Annotated in this window: 18 protein-coding genes; 8 read left to right on the forward strand and 10 right to left on the reverse strand. The window is 47.9% G+C overall.

All coding sequences use genetic code 11. The annotated features are described in order from the left end of the window. Positions 1 to 95 precede the first annotated feature (95 nt). Positions 96 to 710 (forward strand): hypothetical protein, encoded by a 615-nt coding sequence (locus tag B2X00_RS01655; protein ID WP_290485845.1) that lies wholly within the window; start codon positions 96 to 98, stop codon positions 708 to 710. Here B2X00_RS01655 and B2X00_RS01660 read toward each other — a convergent pair. Together B2X00_RS01660 and B2X00_RS01665 are read right to left on the reverse strand one after the other, a co-directional pair. Next, positions 707 to 1,420, reverse strand: coding sequence for an SIMPL domain-containing protein (locus B2X00_RS01660; protein ID WP_290485846.1), 714 nt, complete (start codon positions 1,418 to 1,420; stop codon positions 707 to 709). The genes B2X00_RS01655 and B2X00_RS01660 overlap by 4 nt on opposite strands. Continuing rightward, positions 1,378 to 2,472 carry a GGDEF domain-containing protein gene (locus B2X00_RS01665; protein WP_290485847.1) on the reverse strand — a complete coding sequence of 365 codons (1,095 nt, stop codon included), beginning with the start codon at positions 2,470 to 2,472 and terminating at the stop codon, positions 1,378 to 1,380. Before B2X00_RS01665 ends, B2X00_RS01660 begins: the two co-directional genes overlap by 43 nt. 237 nt (positions 2,473 to 2,709) lie before the next feature. Here B2X00_RS01665 and B2X00_RS01670 point away from each other — a divergent pair, with 237 nt between their 5' ends. Together B2X00_RS01670 and B2X00_RS01675 are read left to right on the forward strand one after the other, a co-directional pair. Continuing rightward, positions 2,710 to 3,156 carry a GNAT family N-acetyltransferase gene (locus tag B2X00_RS01670; protein ID WP_290485848.1) on the forward strand — a complete coding sequence of 149 codons (447 nt, stop codon included), beginning with the start codon at positions 2,710 to 2,712 and terminating at the stop codon, positions 3,154 to 3,156. Positions 3,157 to 3,179: 23 nt separating this feature from the next. After that, a complete protein-coding gene (locus B2X00_RS01675) occupies positions 3,180 to 3,602 on the forward strand; it encodes a secondary thiamine-phosphate synthase enzyme YjbQ (RefSeq protein ID WP_290485849.1) in 423 nt (140 codons plus the stop codon). 15 nt (positions 3,603 to 3,617) lie between these two features. Here B2X00_RS01675 and B2X00_RS01680 read toward each other — a convergent pair whose 3' ends face one another. Both B2X00_RS01680 and B2X00_RS01685 read right to left on the reverse strand, forming a co-directional pair. Then, positions 3,618 to 4,706 (reverse strand): NADH:flavin oxidoreductase/NADH oxidase, encoded by a 1,089-nt coding sequence (locus tag B2X00_RS01680; RefSeq protein WP_290485850.1) that lies wholly within the window; start codon positions 4,704 to 4,706, stop codon positions 3,618 to 3,620. Between the two features lie 19 nt (positions 4,707 to 4,725). After that, positions 4,726 to 5,580: a type 1 glutamine amidotransferase domain-containing protein gene (locus B2X00_RS01685; protein ID WP_290485851.1), complete on the reverse strand. Its 855-nt coding sequence runs from the start codon at positions 5,578 to 5,580 to the stop codon at positions 4,726 to 4,728. Between the two features lie 151 nt (positions 5,581 to 5,731). On the opposite strand from B2X00_RS01685, the gene B2X00_RS01690 reads away from it, so the two are divergent. The 4 genes from B2X00_RS01690 to B2X00_RS01705 are packed head-to-tail and all read left to right on the forward strand — an operon-like array spanning position 5,732 to position 8,588. Then, on the forward strand, positions 5,732 to 6,040 hold the full coding sequence (locus tag B2X00_RS01690; protein WP_290485852.1) for a hypothetical protein: 309 nt from the start codon (positions 5,732 to 5,734) through the stop codon (positions 6,038 to 6,040). 16 nt (positions 6,041 to 6,056) lie between these two features. Then, complete coding sequence (locus B2X00_RS01695; RefSeq protein ID WP_290485890.1) at positions 6,057 to 6,560, forward strand: DUF1543 domain-containing protein; 504 nt, start codon at positions 6,057 to 6,059, stop codon at positions 6,558 to 6,560. A gap of 9 nt (positions 6,561 to 6,569) precedes the next feature. Then, on the forward strand, positions 6,570 to 7,460 hold the full coding sequence (locus B2X00_RS01700; protein ID WP_290485853.1) for a TIGR00730 family Rossman fold protein: 891 nt from the start codon (positions 6,570 to 6,572) through the stop codon (positions 7,458 to 7,460). Further along, positions 7,461 to 8,588, forward strand: coding sequence for a DSD1 family PLP-dependent enzyme (locus B2X00_RS01705; RefSeq protein WP_290485854.1), 1,128 nt, complete (start codon positions 7,461 to 7,463; stop codon positions 8,586 to 8,588). Between the two features lie 44 nt (positions 8,589 to 8,632). On the opposite strand, the gene pgsW is transcribed toward B2X00_RS01705, so the two are convergent. The 6 genes from pgsW to B2X00_RS01735 form a co-directional block, all read right to left on the reverse strand. After that, a complete protein-coding gene (gene pgsW, locus B2X00_RS01710) occupies positions 8,633 to 9,784 on the reverse strand; it encodes a poly-gamma-glutamate system protein (RefSeq protein WP_272978145.1) in 1,152 nt (383 codons plus the stop codon). A 12-nt stretch (positions 9,785 to 9,796) separates the two neighbouring features. Further along, positions 9,797 to 10,372: a poly-gamma-glutamate biosynthesis protein PgsC gene (gene pgsC / locus B2X00_RS01715; RefSeq protein WP_006954481.1), complete on the reverse strand. Its 576-nt coding sequence runs from the start codon at positions 10,370 to 10,372 to the stop codon at positions 9,797 to 9,799. Next, positions 10,369 to 11,622 carry a poly-gamma-glutamate synthase PgsB gene (gene pgsB / locus B2X00_RS01720; protein ID WP_272978146.1) on the reverse strand — a complete coding sequence of 418 codons (1,254 nt, stop codon included), beginning with the start codon at positions 11,620 to 11,622 and terminating at the stop codon, positions 10,369 to 10,371. The genes pgsC and pgsB overlap by 4 nt, the downstream gene beginning before the upstream one ends. 140 nt (positions 11,623 to 11,762) lie before the next feature. Beyond that, positions 11,763 to 12,983, reverse strand: coding sequence for an ectonucleotide pyrophosphatase/phosphodiesterase (locus tag B2X00_RS01725; RefSeq protein ID WP_290485855.1), 1,221 nt, complete (start codon positions 12,981 to 12,983; stop codon positions 11,763 to 11,765). 23 nt (positions 12,984 to 13,006) lie between these two features. Further along, positions 13,007 to 13,342, reverse strand: coding sequence for a zinc ribbon domain-containing protein YjdM (locus tag B2X00_RS01730; protein ID WP_272978148.1), 336 nt, complete (start codon positions 13,340 to 13,342; stop codon positions 13,007 to 13,009). 62 nt (positions 13,343 to 13,404) lie between these two features. Continuing rightward, on the reverse strand, positions 13,405 to 14,769 hold the full coding sequence (locus B2X00_RS01735) for an SLC13 family permease (protein WP_290485856.1): 1,365 nt from the start codon (positions 14,767 to 14,769) through the stop codon (positions 13,405 to 13,407). 44 nt (positions 14,770 to 14,813) lie between these two features. On the opposite strand from B2X00_RS01735, the gene B2X00_RS01740 reads away from it, so the two are divergent. Further along, entirely contained in the window at positions 14,814 to 15,713 is a 900-nt protein-coding gene (locus tag B2X00_RS01740; protein ID WP_290485857.1) for an ATP-grasp domain-containing protein, read from the forward strand. The last annotated feature ends 44 nt before the right edge of the window (positions 15,714 to 15,757 follow it).

Consider the following 15,757-nt stretch of genomic DNA (forward strand, 5'->3'; position numbering starts at 1 on the left):
TGATGTGAATCAATAAACTGCCGATGTGAGGCGCTTGAGATGGGGACGAAAGAGTGCTAATGATAAATAAAATAAATAAACTTTGGTTATTTGTAATGAGTCGTTTCGTTCAGTTCTTATTGGTTAGTGTTATGTTGGCATCTAGTGGTGCGAAAGCGGCGCAAGCCACATGCATTGAAGACAAGGCAGCGCTGCTTGAGTTAGATTTTATGAGTTTTGACCAAGACTTTGAAGGGGGCTGGCGCGCCGTTGCTGATACACCCGGTTGTAAGCCCGAAGCGGTTAAACTGATTGAGGCGTATCAACAACAACGAACTGACTTATCGGACGGTATGAAGCACACGCTCCGTCTACATCAAGCGCAGCTGCATGCGGAGTTAGGTCACAATGAGGCGGCGATTGCTTTATTTAGACAGAGTTATAAACCGGACGAGCAGGACCGTAGCGGGTGGAACCCCTACATGGATGCGACCGTTGCATTTATTAAAAAGGACAAACCGAAACTGGTTGATGCTATAGCGCGTTTAAAAGCCGTTCCGCGCCCCGAGGGATTTGATCCGCGCGATGCTGAAGGTAATCCGATTGAAGTGCCGTGGCCACCTAACTTAACTATTGTTGAATCTTATCTGCGATGCTTCGATATGAATTATGTTGAAGTGAATGTCGAGGGACAATGCCCTCGACCTAAAAATGATGAAACGGCTGACTAGTCGGATAAGTAATATTCAACCGTTGAGACGACACGTACTTTTTTAAGGTGTGGGTTATGACGGTCACGTTCTTGAATACTGAATAGGCCTTGGCGGGCATCTTTTATTTTGCCGAGTTCGCTATTACTATCTTCGGCGAACTTCTCTGCCACTTCGCGTGCATTCTTAGTGGCTTCTTCTATCATTTCGGGTTTCACATCGTTTAATCGGGTGAATAGGTACTCGGGTTGCGCTTGGTAATCGTCGGTAGATAGCACCATACCTTGTTTACCTAATTCCGATAGCGAACTCATCATGTCGCGTATTGTTTCGACGCGCGTTGAATACACGGTAATGGTTTGGGTGGCGGTATAGCGAAACTCAGCCGGTTGACCTGAGCCATAACGTTGTGCCGACTTATCGGTGATCGAGGGAGCTGCGACCGAAATCTCATCGGCTTTAACCTCTTTACCCTTTAGAAATTCGGTGACTTGCTGCTTGCCTTGTTCAATAGTTTGATAAATATCCGAAAGCTGATTGCTGGCAGCGGTAAATTGAATCGGCCAAATGACGGTGTCGGCAACATACTCGCGTTCAGAGAGCCCTTTCACAGTGACACTGCGATCCATTGATCGAAAGTCGGTTAAGCCTTTTGAAAAAAATGTACCAAGTACCCCACAACTGACGATCAGTCCGATGGCGATGATGATGCTGTTTTTGGTTTGCGACATGAAGCCTCCGATTCGAGTTCGACCCAATTTCTACCAGCTTCCTTGCCGCGATATAGCGCGTCATCCGCACGCTTTACTAATGTATTGACCGAGTCATCGGGTTTGAGTTCACTTACTCCGATGCTAGTAGTCAATTGAATGTTCTCATTTATAACTGTGTACCAGGGATATTTTGCAATTGCTTTGCGAATGCGCTCAGCAACTTGCGCGGCGTGATTTAAGTTAGTTCGTGGTAAAAACACCAAAAACTCCTCACCCCCCCAACGCGAAACCTTGTCATGGTCGCGTACGGTGTCGCGAAGAATATCCGCTGCTACTTTGAGTACCGCATCGCCTGCATCATGCCCATAAGTATCGTTAATTGTCTTAAAGTGGTCGAGATCGAGTAATAATACCGAGACAAGCCGTTGTTCTTTTTGATAGCTCTCCACCGCACGTTTCAGTAATTCAGACATGTGTCGACGGTTGCGTAACCGCGTCAACGGATCGGTGGTGGCAAAAAAACGTAGCTTGTCGTGTGTGATGTTGACCTTGTTGAGATAATAGAGTGCAAGGTAGGCAAACATCGCAAAAACAACGGTTAAGTTGAATAGGTGCACCAAAACCAATGCATCACCGCGAATTGGCTGAAGTGGCGGATAGTACCAACCGAATAAGTCGAGTGCGACATAATAAACCCACAACCCACACAGTGATAGGATAGCGGGGGTCAAACTCATACTGACAAAAATCGCGGGTACAAACATCAGTAGAAAATAATGAAATCCGCTATCCCAGCCGATCAACAGCGTGCCGAAAGCAGAGTGATATAACACCTCTGCCCAGATTAGCAGAGTTGCGAGTGTATTTTTACGCGTTGTGTACGCCCAATATGCGGTCAGATACATGGTAATGCTCAATAGATTAATCCATGCAAGCAAGGGCGAATCGAGCAGCATAAAGATGACGAAGAACGCCACATCGATGAACGCCGCTATAATACAACACCGCTTGGCGACCTGCCAAAACTGTGGGCGCTTGGGTGAAAGCGCACTGAGTGACGACAGCTCCATATGTCGATCAACATCCTTTTATACTTATAATAATATATTAATGTTATATTATCTTGTTTGTAACAGAATGTTTCAATGCATTTTTTACTCGTTTGGTTGCTGTTTAGCGCCTTTGATCGTCGGTTTATCGTATATATCTGGGTAATTAGGCGGTTACGGTATGAATCTGACAATCCGCTTATTGGCTTAACAGGCTTATCCTTTATAGTTCTGCTAAAGCCCTCAAATAGAATAACTATGCTAAAACCGATTTCACCACAGCAATTTCAGGAAGTTTTTTCATGGGTTCAAACGGCACGCGACCGCTTATTTTGGCTTGGCCCGAATGTGCACGCCGATAGTCCCATCAATGATGTTTGGACGCGCCTAAAATGTGACGAACGGCCCTCTCTTGGGTTTTGGCACGACAATAAGTTAGTTGGCTTTGCACAATGTTATGAGAAACATGAAGGTGCAAGACACATTGCATGTTTGATTGTAAATCCGCAGGAGCGTGGCAAAGGGTTAGGACGATTATTTGTGCAAGCGTTGCTTGATTACGCTTTACAACATTCTGAAGTTGAGCATGTTACATTAAACGTGTTGCCAGAGAATCTTCGCGCTCTGAACCTATATCGCAGTCTAGGATTTGTGGAACAAACCAACAGCGATCCACAGATGGTGCCGATGCGTTTAATGCGCTAGCACACGTTATTTTTGAGAGTTCTATGCACGTACAACAATTTGAGCTAACGCTGCCCGCTTTTAACCGAGGCTTTCACTTAATCACTGATCGGGTAGAACGGTTATTAACTGAAAAGTGTCAGTTATCCACTGGGCTCGTGCATGTGTTCATTCAACATACCTCGGCCTCACTCACGATCAATGAAAATGCCGACCCAACAGTGCGGGGTGACTTTGAACGCCACTTTAATGAAATGGTGCCTGAGAATGCGCCCTACTATGAGCATACCTACGAGGGACCTGACGATATGCCAGCTCACTTGAAGTCGAGTATCTTAGGTGCTTCTGTGACTATTCCGCTGACGCAAGGACGTTTAAATATGGGTACATGGCAGGGTCTTTATGTATGTGAGCACCGCGACCACGCGGGCAGTCGAAAACTGGTGCTCACTGTACAAGGTGTTTGAGCCTTAATAGTTAGCTTAATACCGCTCGAGCCAATGCGCATAAGGGGCGGGTAAAACCCATGAGGGTTTTTCAACACGCAACGCTTTGGCGGTTTCATAGGGCCAGTGCGGATTCGATAGATGTGCACGTCCAACCATGACTAAGTCTAATTGACCTTGCGCGACGGTATGTTCTGCCAGCTGCGGCAAATCGATTCCCCACGCCGATGCAACGGGAATATCCGCGGCGTTGCGAATGCGCTCAGCGATAGGTGCCATAAAGCCCGGTCCCCATGGGATATTGGCGTGTGGCGTTGAGAAACTGATACTGACGTTTAGAAAATCCAATCCTTCTGCTTTGAGCAACTCAGTTAACCTAATCGACTCTTGCAACTGCTCCTCGTCATTGCCATCAAATTCGATAACGCCAAAACGTGCAGTTAGCGGGAGGTTATCGGGCCATACGGCTTTTACCGCGCGCACCGTTTCGACTAAAAAGCGTGCGCGGTTCTCGAATGACCCGCCATATTCGTCAGTACGTTGGTTAGCGTGTGGCGAGAAAAAGCTTTGACCAAGGTACCCATGTGCAAAGTGTAACTCCAGCCATTCAAAGCCCAGGTCGCGAGCACGTTCAGCCGCGGCAACAAAGTCAGTTTGTACACGCTTTATATCTTCTAACGTCATCTCTTTGGGCTGACGCGGCAGATTAGCGCCAAACGCAATAGAAGATGGGGAAAGCGTTTCCCAGCCTCGGAGGTCATCTTCAGCAATATGGTCGTCGCCGTCCCATGGACGGTTGGCACTCGCCTTCCGTCCCGCGTGACCAATTTGAATACCCGCTACCGCACCGGCGGCTTTGATATTGTTGACAATCGGCTGCATCGCTTGTGCTTGATCGTCATTCCACAACCCAGTGCAGTTTGGGGTGATACGTCCCTCCGGAGAAACTGCGGTCGCCTCAACAATAACTAAGCCTGCACCACCGCGCGCTAAGCTGGTGTAATGACTGAGGTGCCAATCGTTGACCACGCCTTCTTCTGCCATGTACTGGCACATCGGAGGTACGGCAATACGGTTACGCAAACGAACATCTTTTAACTCAAATGGTTGAAATAAAGCTGACACGCTTAGTACTCCTTGTTGATTACTGCGCTTGTTCTAGTTGCTTAATTAACGCTTCTGCTAGGACCTTGTCGGAAAAAGGGTTTTGACCGGTAATCAGTTCGCGGTCGATAACGACGTTGGGCTGCCACGCTTCGGCTTGTTCGAGATTCGCGCCTGCGGCTTGCATCGCAGCGGCTGGGTAATAACGAATTTGTTTGCCATTAAGTGAGCGCTCGAAAACTTGTTCTTCTGGGGTCGAGAAGATAGTCATGTTATAGCCCTCGTAGATCCAATCTTGCGCTTGTGATTGACCTTGTTGTGCAAACTGATCAATAAACTGTGCGGGCATTTGCTGAGGTGACAGCAGCGCAATAGGGCCGTGGCAAATTGCAGCGGTAGGCTTTTGTTGGTTGTGGAAATAAGTCAGTAGCTTACCGACTTCAGGATTACCGACCAAGTCGATCAGAGGTGCATGACCGCCAGGAATGAATAGCCCATCAAACTGGCTCAAATCACCTTTGAGTACGTCGGCGAGTCTGTGGGTATCGTTGATGCCATCAAGGTTAGCGATGACTTTTTGAATGCGCTGCATTTCCTGCTCATCGCCGCCAAAATATTGTGTATCCACAGAACGTTGATCGACCCGCGGTGCGTTGCCTTTTGGGGTCACCAAAATGAGCTCGTAGCCCGCTTGCTGAAGCGCATCAGCCGGTACACCAAATTCGTTTAAGTAGTAACCTGTGGAGTACTGGCTGCCATCAGCAAGTTCCAGTTGTGTTTCACTGGAAAGTAAAACGAGCACCTTGCCTTTGCTCGCAACCGCTGTTTGACCAAACAGCAAGGCTGCGCCCAAGGTAGCAGTGACGAAGAGTGACTTGATAAAACCCATTGCCATGAAGCCTCCAATTAAGGCGTAAATTTTGATGCGCTTATAGTAGCGTGTGTACTATCATTCGATAATAAGAAAAAATCTATTTGACCCATCGAAAAAATGAATAGCGAATGAATTTATACATCTCCCACGCCAAGAGTTGGAAACCGGCGATTTGAAAGGGTTGGTCGATCAAAAGCTGGCAGAGTTGGGGCGTGAGCGCAGTATTGTTGCAGGTTTATCCAGTTTTATTGTACCGACTCGGTTGTTAACCGCGACGCGGTGGTTGCTGACTTGTTTGCGTTCAATTGCTGAGCAGGCGACCGCATTGGATGATAATTTAGTCATACTCGAACCGCCCCTTGACCTTCCGAATGTGCAGGTAATGCAGATTTGGCACGAACGGACGGATGCTGATCCGATGCGTCGATGGTTAAGAAACACAATACAAGAGGTACTCCAACGTGTCTGCAGAGAGCACTGAAGTTAACCAACTTTTTATGATTTATATCGGCGGTAGCGCGCCGGGTGCGCATATTGAGCTCCACGATGTACGGTTTGTCGTCGCGCCAGTGATTGAAGCCACTTTTCCGGCATTACGACAGCAGTGGTTCGGTTCGCAGAAGGGTCTCCATATGGACAGCTATGTTGCCTTACATCATGTCGATGGCTATCGCATTTCGCTGACTAAAGAAGTCGTCGATAATCAGGGCTTATCCTTATACTTTGTGAATTTTGGCGGGTATTTCGCAGGTCGTTTGGCGGAGTTTCACGATTTTACTTTAGTCGTGGCTAAGTCAGCCGCGGATGCTAAACAACGGGCGCGAATGCAGGTTTCCACCACGGGGCTTGCGGGTGCCGAACAACTGCATAAAGACGACTTGCTTGAAGTCGATGACTGCCTCAAGATTGATTTACTCGATGGCTATGCCATTAAACTTGAATACGATGGCGTGCAACAGCCGTTAAAGCCCGACTGGATGGGCTACCACCCTTTACCCTAGGATTCTCGAATGGCGGACAAACACCCCCTGCATCAACGACACCACGCTTCGGCTAAGCAGTCGGAAGAAGCCATCGCGCGACTGCAGAATAATGACAGTTATAAACTGGCATTTGCTGATAACGACTTTCTACTGGAAGACGATCTTCGTCATGTTCGATTGCAATTAGAGTACTTAAAGCCTGAGCGCGTGCTCGATAAGCATCAGATTGATGCGACGGTAGTCGTGTTTGGTAGCGCGCGTTTTTTATCACCGGAACAGGCGCAATACAACCTCGATATTGCGCAAGCTGAGCTTGATAAAACCCCCAACGATGCGACGACTAAAGCTCACTGGATTAAAGCAAAGCGGGATTTAAAGAACAGCCGCTATTACTCGGAGTCGCAGAAATTTGCGCATTTAGTTACTGAGCACAGCCAGAATTACCCTGAGCATCGCGTTGTGGTAATTTCAGGCGGTGGTCCAGGTGTGATGGAGGCGGCAAATCGCGGTGCGACTGAGGCCGGTGGTGAGAGTATCGGCCTTAATATTGTGTTACCCAAGGAGCAATATCCGAACCCTTACATCACGCCCGAGTTTTGCTTCCAATTTCACTATTTTGCCATTCGAAAGATGCATTTCTTGATGCGGGCACGCGCTCTCGTTGCTCTCCCAGGCGGCTACGGCACGTTAGATGAGTTGTTCGAGACGCTCACCCTAATTCAAACAAAGAAAATCGATCCGGTGCCTATTGTACTGATAGGCAAAGGCTTTTGGTCGAAGTTAATTAATTTCGACTTATTAATTGAAGAAGGTTTAATAGCACCCGATGACGTGAAGTTGTTTACGTTAGTTAATACGGCGGAAGAAGCGTGGGCGCATATCTGCCGATGCTATGAACTCAATGAGGGGAATAAATAAATGACATGGGATGCTCTGGAAACGCCTTATTTACGTGTTGATCGTCCGAGGTTTGATGCCAACATCAAGCGTTTGAATTGCCATCTTAGTATATTAAAGACGCCCTTACGGCCCCACGTAAAAACGCTCAAATCGCTGCCTGCGGTTAAGGCTATCTTTAATGGTGGCACGGGACCGATTACCGTATCGACGCTAAAAGAAGCTGACTTTTTTGCAGAACACGGCTTTCTGGACCAAATTTATGCAGTGGGAATTGCGCAGAACAAACTGCCTCACGTTAAACGATTGATCGAACAAGGCGTTGATTTAAAAATCATCTTAGAAAGTGAGACACAGGCGCTTCAGGTGGTCGAGTTTTGCCGTTTGCATGACATCGTTATTCCCGTGCTTATTGAAATTGATTGCGATGGCAGCCGCGCAGGCTTAACTGCTGAGAGCCCTGCGCTGATGGATGTCAGCCAGATCTTGGCGCAAGCTCAACTTTTTAAAGGTGTTCTGTTGCATGCAGGTGGCTCATACGGTTGTACGACGCGTTCAGAAAAAGTCGCGGCGGCTGAGAACGAACGCGCGACTGCTGTTCATGTGAAGGAGCGGCTTGAATTGGCAGGAATTGACTGTCCGATGGTCAGTATCGGTTCTACGCCTACCGCACACTTTGCTCAAGATCTGACAGGCGTGACGGAAGTGCGTGCCGGTGTTTATACATTTTTTGATTTAGTGATGGCGAATATCAATGTGTGCTCACTTGATGATATTGCGTTGTCTGTGGTGACTACTGTCATAGGGGTGAAGCCGGAGAAAGGTTGGATCCTCATTGATGCGGGCTGGATGGCGTTATCGCGCGACCGCGGTACAGCATCGCAAGCGGTCGATTATGGTTACGGTATGGTGCTAGATGCTGTAGGACGACCGCTTCCCGACTGGATTGTAGAGAGCGCTAGCCAAGAGCATGGGGTTATTAAACATCGTTCAGAATCGAGTGCGATACCCACCACTGTTCAGGTCGGCGATAAATTACGCATCCTTCCGAATCATGCTTGTGCCACAGCGTCTCAGTTCGATAAGTACTATGTCGCTGATGCAGAGGGGCAATTGAGCGAACAATGGTCACGGTTTAATTTCTGGTAACAAAAAAGGAGCCAGTTGGCTCCTTTTTTATGAGACCGAGGTGTTTATACCATCGGTTTAGTACCTTTACCGCTGCTACTATCGCGACGCCAGAGGCTGGTGATCCGCGCTGAGCGTACGATGAGCCAAGTGAGTCCAAACAATGCCACAGCAAGTCCGAAAGCGAGCAACCGGCTGTAGGTGCTTGAAGAATAGATACCACCATTACCGACGGGTACCGGCTCGGGCGGCATCAGTGGAAGTCCGTAGCGTTCCGCCATTTTCTTAATGCCGATAAAATGAATGCCTGGGATATTCTCTTGTAAGAAGTAGCCCATCACTGTATCCACCGCGTATGCACGAGCAGGTGCGTCATACTGTAGTCCTGACTTAAACATATCATCGATACCTGGAGGACCTACGATAGTTGCACCACCACCGACGTTGACGAACGCTTTGTAGTTACGATCGGATGAGTATTCACGGAAAATCGCGATACGGTCGGCCACCGCTTCTTGGTAGTTCGCGGGTTCAATAATCGGCAAGCCAGCGCGCTCAATCGTTTGACGAATCGATTGAATACCGACTTGTGGAATACCAATGCCGCGGTCCTCGATACCGCCAATCGAGGCATACTTAGGTTCGAACGAAATCACGCCGGCTTTGTTGAGTTCACGTGCCATGTCCAACCATAAGAAACCGGGTACGTTAGCCCCCCACTGCGATGAAGAGGCCGAAGCGATAATAATCGGCTCCGCTTCCATGGCTTCTAATGCAGAATACACGGCAAGATTAAGAGCAGGGAAAGAGCCAGAGACCGTTACCGCGACTAAGTCACCTTTTTCAACGCCTGCTTTAGCTAATAGTTTAACCGCCACGGCTGCCCAGTTGGGGTTCACTGTGGTCTGTTTAGACTCGCGTCCACCGTGGTTGGTCGTGACGATGCTGTTATCGAGACCGACAAAGCCCGAGCGTTGAGGATCGAACTCTGGGTTAATCGGCTCCTTTTCAGCGCGCAAGGGACGGATAACTTCCATTCCTTGGCGCATAATTTTTGCAGCCGTTACCATGGTGGCATAGTTTTCGTCCACGATTGGATCGGTTTCTTTAACGTTTTCGACGGCGAGTAAAGCAATTAATGCCGCGATCATTAATACGATGAGTCCCCAGGCTGGCACACCTGAAGAACGCCAATAAATCTTAGTAAAACTACTCATTTGGGATTCTCCTTACCAGCCAGGCATGTGGAAGGCGCTGCTTGCTTCATACATCTGCAACGCTTCAGGCATGATGACAATCAGTGCGAGGCGCACCAATACGGCGGTGACGGCCAGGCCGCAAAGCGTCTGCAGAACACCTTGGCGTTCAAACCAGATCGCTATCAGACCGGGAATAATATAGCCGATAATATTGCTCGACATGACGGCCATCATAAAGGATGACTCCAGTGTCGCGACTTGTGCTTGCGCATCGTCACCACCCGCGACCATTTGTAAGTCGACCCAGTTCACTAAGCTGCCGAGGAACAAATCCATCAAGCCTGCGATGAGATAGCCGGTCAGGATCATAATGATCGTTTGTCGACGGCCGTAGATAATGGCAAAACTAGATATTACGCGCACGATCAAGAACGTGAGCAAGGCCGCTACGAGCGTAATCACCAGACTCATGGGTTCGGTCAGTTGCAGGGCAACATAACCAGGAACAACGAGGCCCCCGGCGGCGAGTCCGAGCGTTTGTGTGAGCAATAAGGTAAAGAATAATCCGATGCCGATGGCAACGGCTAAAATATTTAATGCGATCACAGGTCTTCCTCCTTCAAGGAACGGTTTTGGAAGAACCGAGCGACTTCTTCGCCGCCACCATGAATGTTACACATGCCGACAACGAGTGCACTGTTGCCAGCTTCTTCCAGCAAGGTTTCGGTAATATCAGTAATGGCTGCATTCTCCATTACGAGAATTTTTTCTGGGTCGAGTCCGTATTTCACTGCGGCGCGAACAAAAATAAAGGTGCCCGATCCCATTAGGATGTAGCGGTCAGCTTGGGTCCACTCAACAGCCGCTTCAGCCATTTGCTGAGAACGGTGCGGACGGTCGGCACGACAGTTGATTAATACGATACGTCTGCGCTCATTACCGTGCTTTTCCAACATGTTTTCCCAAATTTTACCGGTCGACTCGGGATCATTTGCTGCAAATGCATTAACGAAAACAATTTCGCGGCGGAAATAATTTACGTGAAGTACTTGCATAGCACCGGCTTCGGGTTCGAGTCCAATCATGCCTTGCAACGCCTGCTCTCGCTCAACACCTAAGTGCTCGCAAACTTTTAATGCTAACGCCACATTCTCAGCGTGTTCAGAATATTTAAATTGCTTGAGAATATCGTCGCTGATGGCCTCGACCTCTTGTTCAGTGACGCCGTGTAACTGGCTGTTGCGGTCTTTGGTCGAGTGCTCGAAAACACCCAGTAAATCGCGTTCCGCGGTAAAGAGGTTACCCTTGACAGGCGTGCTACCTGCTAATGCGAGAGCCACATCCTCTTCGCCCGGACCCATGACATCCAGGTGGTCAGCGCGGGCATTGGTGATGACGCCTACGTTGGAGCGCACCATACGCAGTTCGCTGAGCGATTGGTAATGTGGCTGCAATGCCATACATTCCATCACTACAATTTCGGGTTTAAGTGAGGCCATGCGTTTGAGCGTACGCATTTGCTCGATAATGTTGGCACCGCTGATGCGGTAGATTGGAAACTCTCTTCCTTGAGGGTCAGTGATAGCGGCTGCAGAGCCGGTGGTTTTAGCGCAAATACGCTTGCCACCTGATCTTAAGCCCGCTGCGATAAGCCGGGTGACACTGGTTTTGCCGCGGGTCCCATTAACATGCACTCGCACTGGAATTTTATCGACCAGTAATTTGTGCCGGAACGCTTCAAACGCCGCAGCGATAACCAGTAAAAGCCAGATCGCAGCGACAATTCCGAGCAGGATGGGAATATCGTTCATCCAATATCCCTCGGCCCAATACTGTGACGAGAGTGTCTCTGCCATAATTTAATTAGCCTTTTAGGTTATGAATATACATACGAACGTGCATGTATATATTTAGCGAACTGCAAAGAAAAATACCAAGTATTTTAGTAATCTTTACAATTCGCTCGGCTATATAAAACAGATCACTCGAAGGCGAATTAATTATTTAAAATAGGTTTTAAAACAGCTATTTCGCCATCAATTTTGGTCATTAATTTTAGGTCTAAAATATCTGCCATTAATGGATATATGTGAATATTTTCAAACCGATCGATAGTCATCCCGTTTTTAAACGCTGGACCCACTGCAACAAATAAACCATCCATGTCACGATTGTTGTAATAACCGTGCCTGCCACCGTTGGAGCGCTCTTCGACAGGTCGAGTTGCGAAACTCACCGGTGCATCAGTTGAAAGCACGATGGCGGGCTTACGTGGGCCATCACTGACATGTAATTGTTTAAGCTTGTCATCGGTTTCAACGCGATAGCCAAGGTCGCTATTGTTCTCTAGTTGTGTTCGAAGTGCCGCAATATCATCAGCGCTGGTGTCTTCGTTAGCATAAATGAGATAGCGTGTTTGCGAATTTACGGTGGTAAACTTCTCTTCGTCAATAGCTAGGTCATCTTCCTCGATCATGGCATCCACTTTAATCGGTGCCATACCGTGGTCTGAAACCACGATTAAGTTGACTGAGCCTTCGGTTTCGTCCTGAATACGTTGCCAGAGCTGGCCTATCAGCTTATCGACGGCTTGAACCGCGCCTCTTGTCTGCTTCGAGTCAGGACCAAACTTATGACCCATTGAGTCAACGATAGAAAAGTAGCCGGTGATCATTCGAGGGCGACTTTGCTCAGGCAACTGCAACCATTGAATAATTTGGTCAACCCGCTGCTGGTTAGGCGTGAAATTGCTGTAGGGATAGTAATAAGTGGGCGTGCGTCCATTGATGCGCGCGCTGGATTCTGGCCAAAAGAAAGTCGCTGACTTAACGCCTTGAAACTCCGCTAAATTCCAAATCGGTAACGTATGCAGCCACGTACTGTCCTCAGTACCGTCAGCCATTTTGTAATGTTCTTTGCGTTCCGTATCGTAAAAATTATTATCAACAATACCGTGGTGTGATGGATATTGACCGGTAACTATCGAAAGGTGGTTTGGAAAGGTCTTGGATGGATAAACAGGCATGAGCCCTTCAGCGCGAACACCTTGCTCAGCTAGATGATTCAGGTGCTCGGCGTGATGTTGCTCGATGTAGTTGTAACGAAAGCCATCAATAGAAATGAGCACAATAGTCTGTTGTTCAGTTTTTGCGCTGGCTGACGTTGCAGCCAATAAACTACTACAAACCAACAGTAGTGAGGCAAGAAAACGTTGCATGACAGATTCCCTTATTCGGTTTATTAGACCTTTTTAACAAACTCAGATTTCAGTTTCATTGCGCCTACACCGTCAATTTTACAATCAATATCATGATCGCCATCGACTAAACGAATGTTTTTAACCTTGGTGCCGACCTTAACAACTAATGATGAACCTTTGACTTTAAGGTCTTTAATAACGGTGACGGTGTCGCCATCATTAAGTTCATTGCCATTGGCATCACGAATCACTTTATTGTCTTCATTGCTCTCGTCATGCGGTGACCATTCGTGTCCGCACTCAGGGCAGACTAATACGTTACCGTCTTCGTATGCGTATTCAGAAGCGCATTGTGGGCAAGCAGGCAATTGATCCATCGAGAGACTCCATCTTTAAAAAGCGCTCAGTTTACCTGAGTTTGCTTAACAGAACATTTGATTTAGACCAAAACCATGACAATTGCGGTCGTTACAAACGCTAGAATAATGTTTAGTACAACGCCTGTGCGCGCCATATCGCGGATGCTGATGCGATTAGACGCAAATACAATTGAGTTAGGTGGCGTTGCTACGGGCATGCAAAATGCACAGCTGCAAGCAATTACCGCTGGAATCATGAGTATCTCAATAGGCTGATTAATGGCCTGTGCGGTTGCTGCTAAAATGGGCATTAGAAGCGTTGCTGTGGCTGTGTTAGAGGTAAACTCGGTCATAAATGAAACCGCCAGCGTGAGTACCAGTATCAACAACCACAGTGGCCATTCTCCTAATACCGTTAAAGACTCACCCATTAACGTGCCGAGACCACTTGCCATGACGCCTTTAGCGAGACAAATACCGCCCGCGAATAATAATAAAATACCCCATGGGATGTCTTTCGCTAGCGACCAATCGAGTAAGGTGGGTTGTTGCTTTTCTCCCGTTGGAATAATGAACATGGCCAGCGCGCCCGCTAAAGCGACAGTCGCATCGTTCAGTGCGGGTAGCCCCAACAGACCTGTCCAGCCGCCAAACGGGGTGGTGCGCATCACCCACAGTAATACCACGACACCAAACACAGTCAGCACGCGTCGCTCATAAGCTGACATTTTATCTTGTTGGGGTAATTGTAATGGCATGCTCAAATGAACGTTACGAGTGAGATACCAAGCCATTAATGGAATGCTGATAACCATCATGGGTATGCCAATACCTAGCCAACGCGTGAAGTCGAAGCCTTGCCCTGAGATATTTTCATATATTGAGGCAAATATAAGATTAGGTGGGGTGCCCACTAAGGTGGCAATGCCACCCACCGAGCCTGAATAGGCAAGACCTAATAATAGGGCTTTTTGGAATGGCTTGTTGTCGGTGGCATCTGCAAGTGCCAATGCCACGGGGAGCAAAGCTAATACACTCGCGGTGTTAGAGATCCACATCGAAAGGAAGGCGGTTGCACACATAAATGCAACGACGATGCGACGGCCACTGTCGGGTCCAATGAGCGCAATTAATGACAGTGCGAGACGCTTATGTACACCGCTGGCTTCAATGGCTTTTGCCATCATGAACGCCGCCATGAATAGCAGAATAATGTTATCGCCTAAGGCTGTCGCCGCCTCTTTAGGGTCGAGAACACCAATAACGGGTAGTAAAATAAAAGGTAGCAACGCTGTTATCGCCAGTGGAATACATTCAGAAACCCACCACCAAGCCACCCATATGACGATTGCTAGGGTCAGCGCCGCATCAAGCGGCATGTCTAAACTTCGTGTTACTATGACACTTAATAGGGCGGCAATAGGGCCGATAATTTTATGGGACATGAGCGACCTGTAGACGTGTTCTTTTTATTGTAAGGAAGTGTAGCATGCGCGATATCGTAATTTTGCACGAAAATGAAGAATGGTTGAAGCCTCTATACGAAGCGTTCAAAGAACGTGGTGTTACACCTAAAAGTTGGTTTTTAGATGAAGGTGTTGTGCCGTTTCACAATCAGCCCGACGATGCTGTTTACTACAATCGAATGAGTGCGTCGTCACATACGCGGGGACATCGCTTCGCCCCCGAGCTGACAAAATTGGTGTTAACTTGGTTAGAAAGCCAGAATCGTACCGTCGTGAATGGTTCGCAAGTATTAGCGCTAGAGGTGTGTAAACTTTCACAGTATGCCGCATTGCAACGTTCAGGCTTGTCGGTACCGCGCACTTTTGCAGCGGTGGGTAAAGCACAACTGGTGGAAGCTGCGAAGCAATTTAATGACTGGCCGTTAATCGTAAAGCCTAACCGCGGGGGGAAAGGGCTCGGCGTACAAAAGTTCAATCAGCTTGATGAGTTGGTTGCTTATATAGAGAGTGCCGACTACGAGGAGCCGCTTGATGGCACTTGGTTAGTGCAACAATATATCAAAGCGAAATCACCGGTTATTACGCGGGCTGAATTCGTCGGTCAGAAGTTCGTTTACGCGGTGCAGGTCAATACTGAACAAGGTTTCGAATTATGCCCAGCGGACGCCTGTGAGATTGCAGAAAAATTCAAAATTACCACACGTTTTAATGAGCATTCGGTGATTCGTCAATTGGAAACGTTCCTACGCAGTAACGACATTGACGTAGCAGGCATTGAGTTTATTGAGAACAGTCAGGGTGAGCTCTTTGTTTATGATGTGAATACCAATACAAATTATAACCAAGATGCTGAGCAACGTGCGCACGTTGGCAAAACTGGCATGGGAGCGTTAGCGGACTATTTAATTGCGTTAGCTGGCTAGAAAAAGGACCGAGCTCTGGATGAGCTCGGCCGCTTGTACTTTAC

Origin of the sequence: Idiomarina sp. UBA3162 (assembly GCF_002364475.1) — a bacterium.
Lineage (GTDB): Bacteria > Pseudomonadota > Gammaproteobacteria > Enterobacterales > Alteromonadaceae > Idiomarina.

Bases quoted from the DNA above. Each gene is read 5' to 3' on its own strand.
- B2X00_RS01740 (WP_290485857.1), top strand. From the start codon at position 14,814: ATGCGCGATATCGTAATTTTGCACGAAAATGAAGAATGGTTGAAGCCT.
- B2X00_RS01655 (WP_290485845.1), top strand. From the start codon at position 96: ATGAGTCGTTTCGTTCAGTTCTTATTGGTTAGTGTTATGTTGGCATCT.
- B2X00_RS01660 (WP_290485846.1), bottom strand. From the start codon at position 1,420: ATGTCGCAAACCAAAAACAGCATCATCATCGCCATCGGACTGATCGTC.
- B2X00_RS01695 (WP_290485890.1), top strand. From the start codon at position 6,057: ATGATTTATATCGGCGGTAGCGCGCCGGGTGCGCATATTGAGCTCCAC.
- B2X00_RS01700 (WP_290485853.1), top strand. From the start codon at position 6,570: ATGGCGGACAAACACCCCCTGCATCAACGACACCACGCTTCGGCTAAG.
- B2X00_RS01725 (WP_290485855.1), bottom strand. From the start codon at position 12,983: ATGCAACGTTTTCTTGCCTCACTACTGTTGGTTTGTAGTAGTTTATTG.
- B2X00_RS01665 (WP_290485847.1), bottom strand. From the start codon at position 2,472: ATGGAGCTGTCGTCACTCAGTGCGCTTTCACCCAAGCGCCCACAGTTT.
- B2X00_RS01685 (WP_290485851.1), bottom strand. From the start codon at position 5,580: ATGGCAATGGGTTTTATCAAGTCACTCTTCGTCACTGCTACCTTGGGC.
- pgsB (WP_272978146.1), bottom strand. From the start codon at position 11,622: ATGGCAGAGACACTCTCGTCACAGTATTGGGCCGAGGGATATTGGATG.
- pgsW (WP_272978145.1), bottom strand. From the start codon at position 9,784: ATGAGTAGTTTTACTAAGATTTATTGGCGTTCTTCAGGTGTGCCAGCC.
- B2X00_RS01670 (WP_290485848.1), top strand. From the start codon at position 2,710: ATGCTAAAACCGATTTCACCACAGCAATTTCAGGAAGTTTTTTCATGG.
- B2X00_RS01730 (WP_272978148.1), bottom strand. From the start codon at position 13,342: ATGGATCAATTGCCTGCTTGCCCACAATGCGCTTCTGAATACGCATAC.
- B2X00_RS01705 (WP_290485854.1), top strand. From the start codon at position 7,461: ATGACATGGGATGCTCTGGAAACGCCTTATTTACGTGTTGATCGTCCG.
- B2X00_RS01675 (WP_290485849.1), top strand. From the start codon at position 3,180: ATGCACGTACAACAATTTGAGCTAACGCTGCCCGCTTTTAACCGAGGC.
- B2X00_RS01735 (WP_290485856.1), bottom strand. From the start codon at position 14,769: ATGTCCCATAAAATTATCGGCCCTATTGCCGCCCTATTAAGTGTCATA.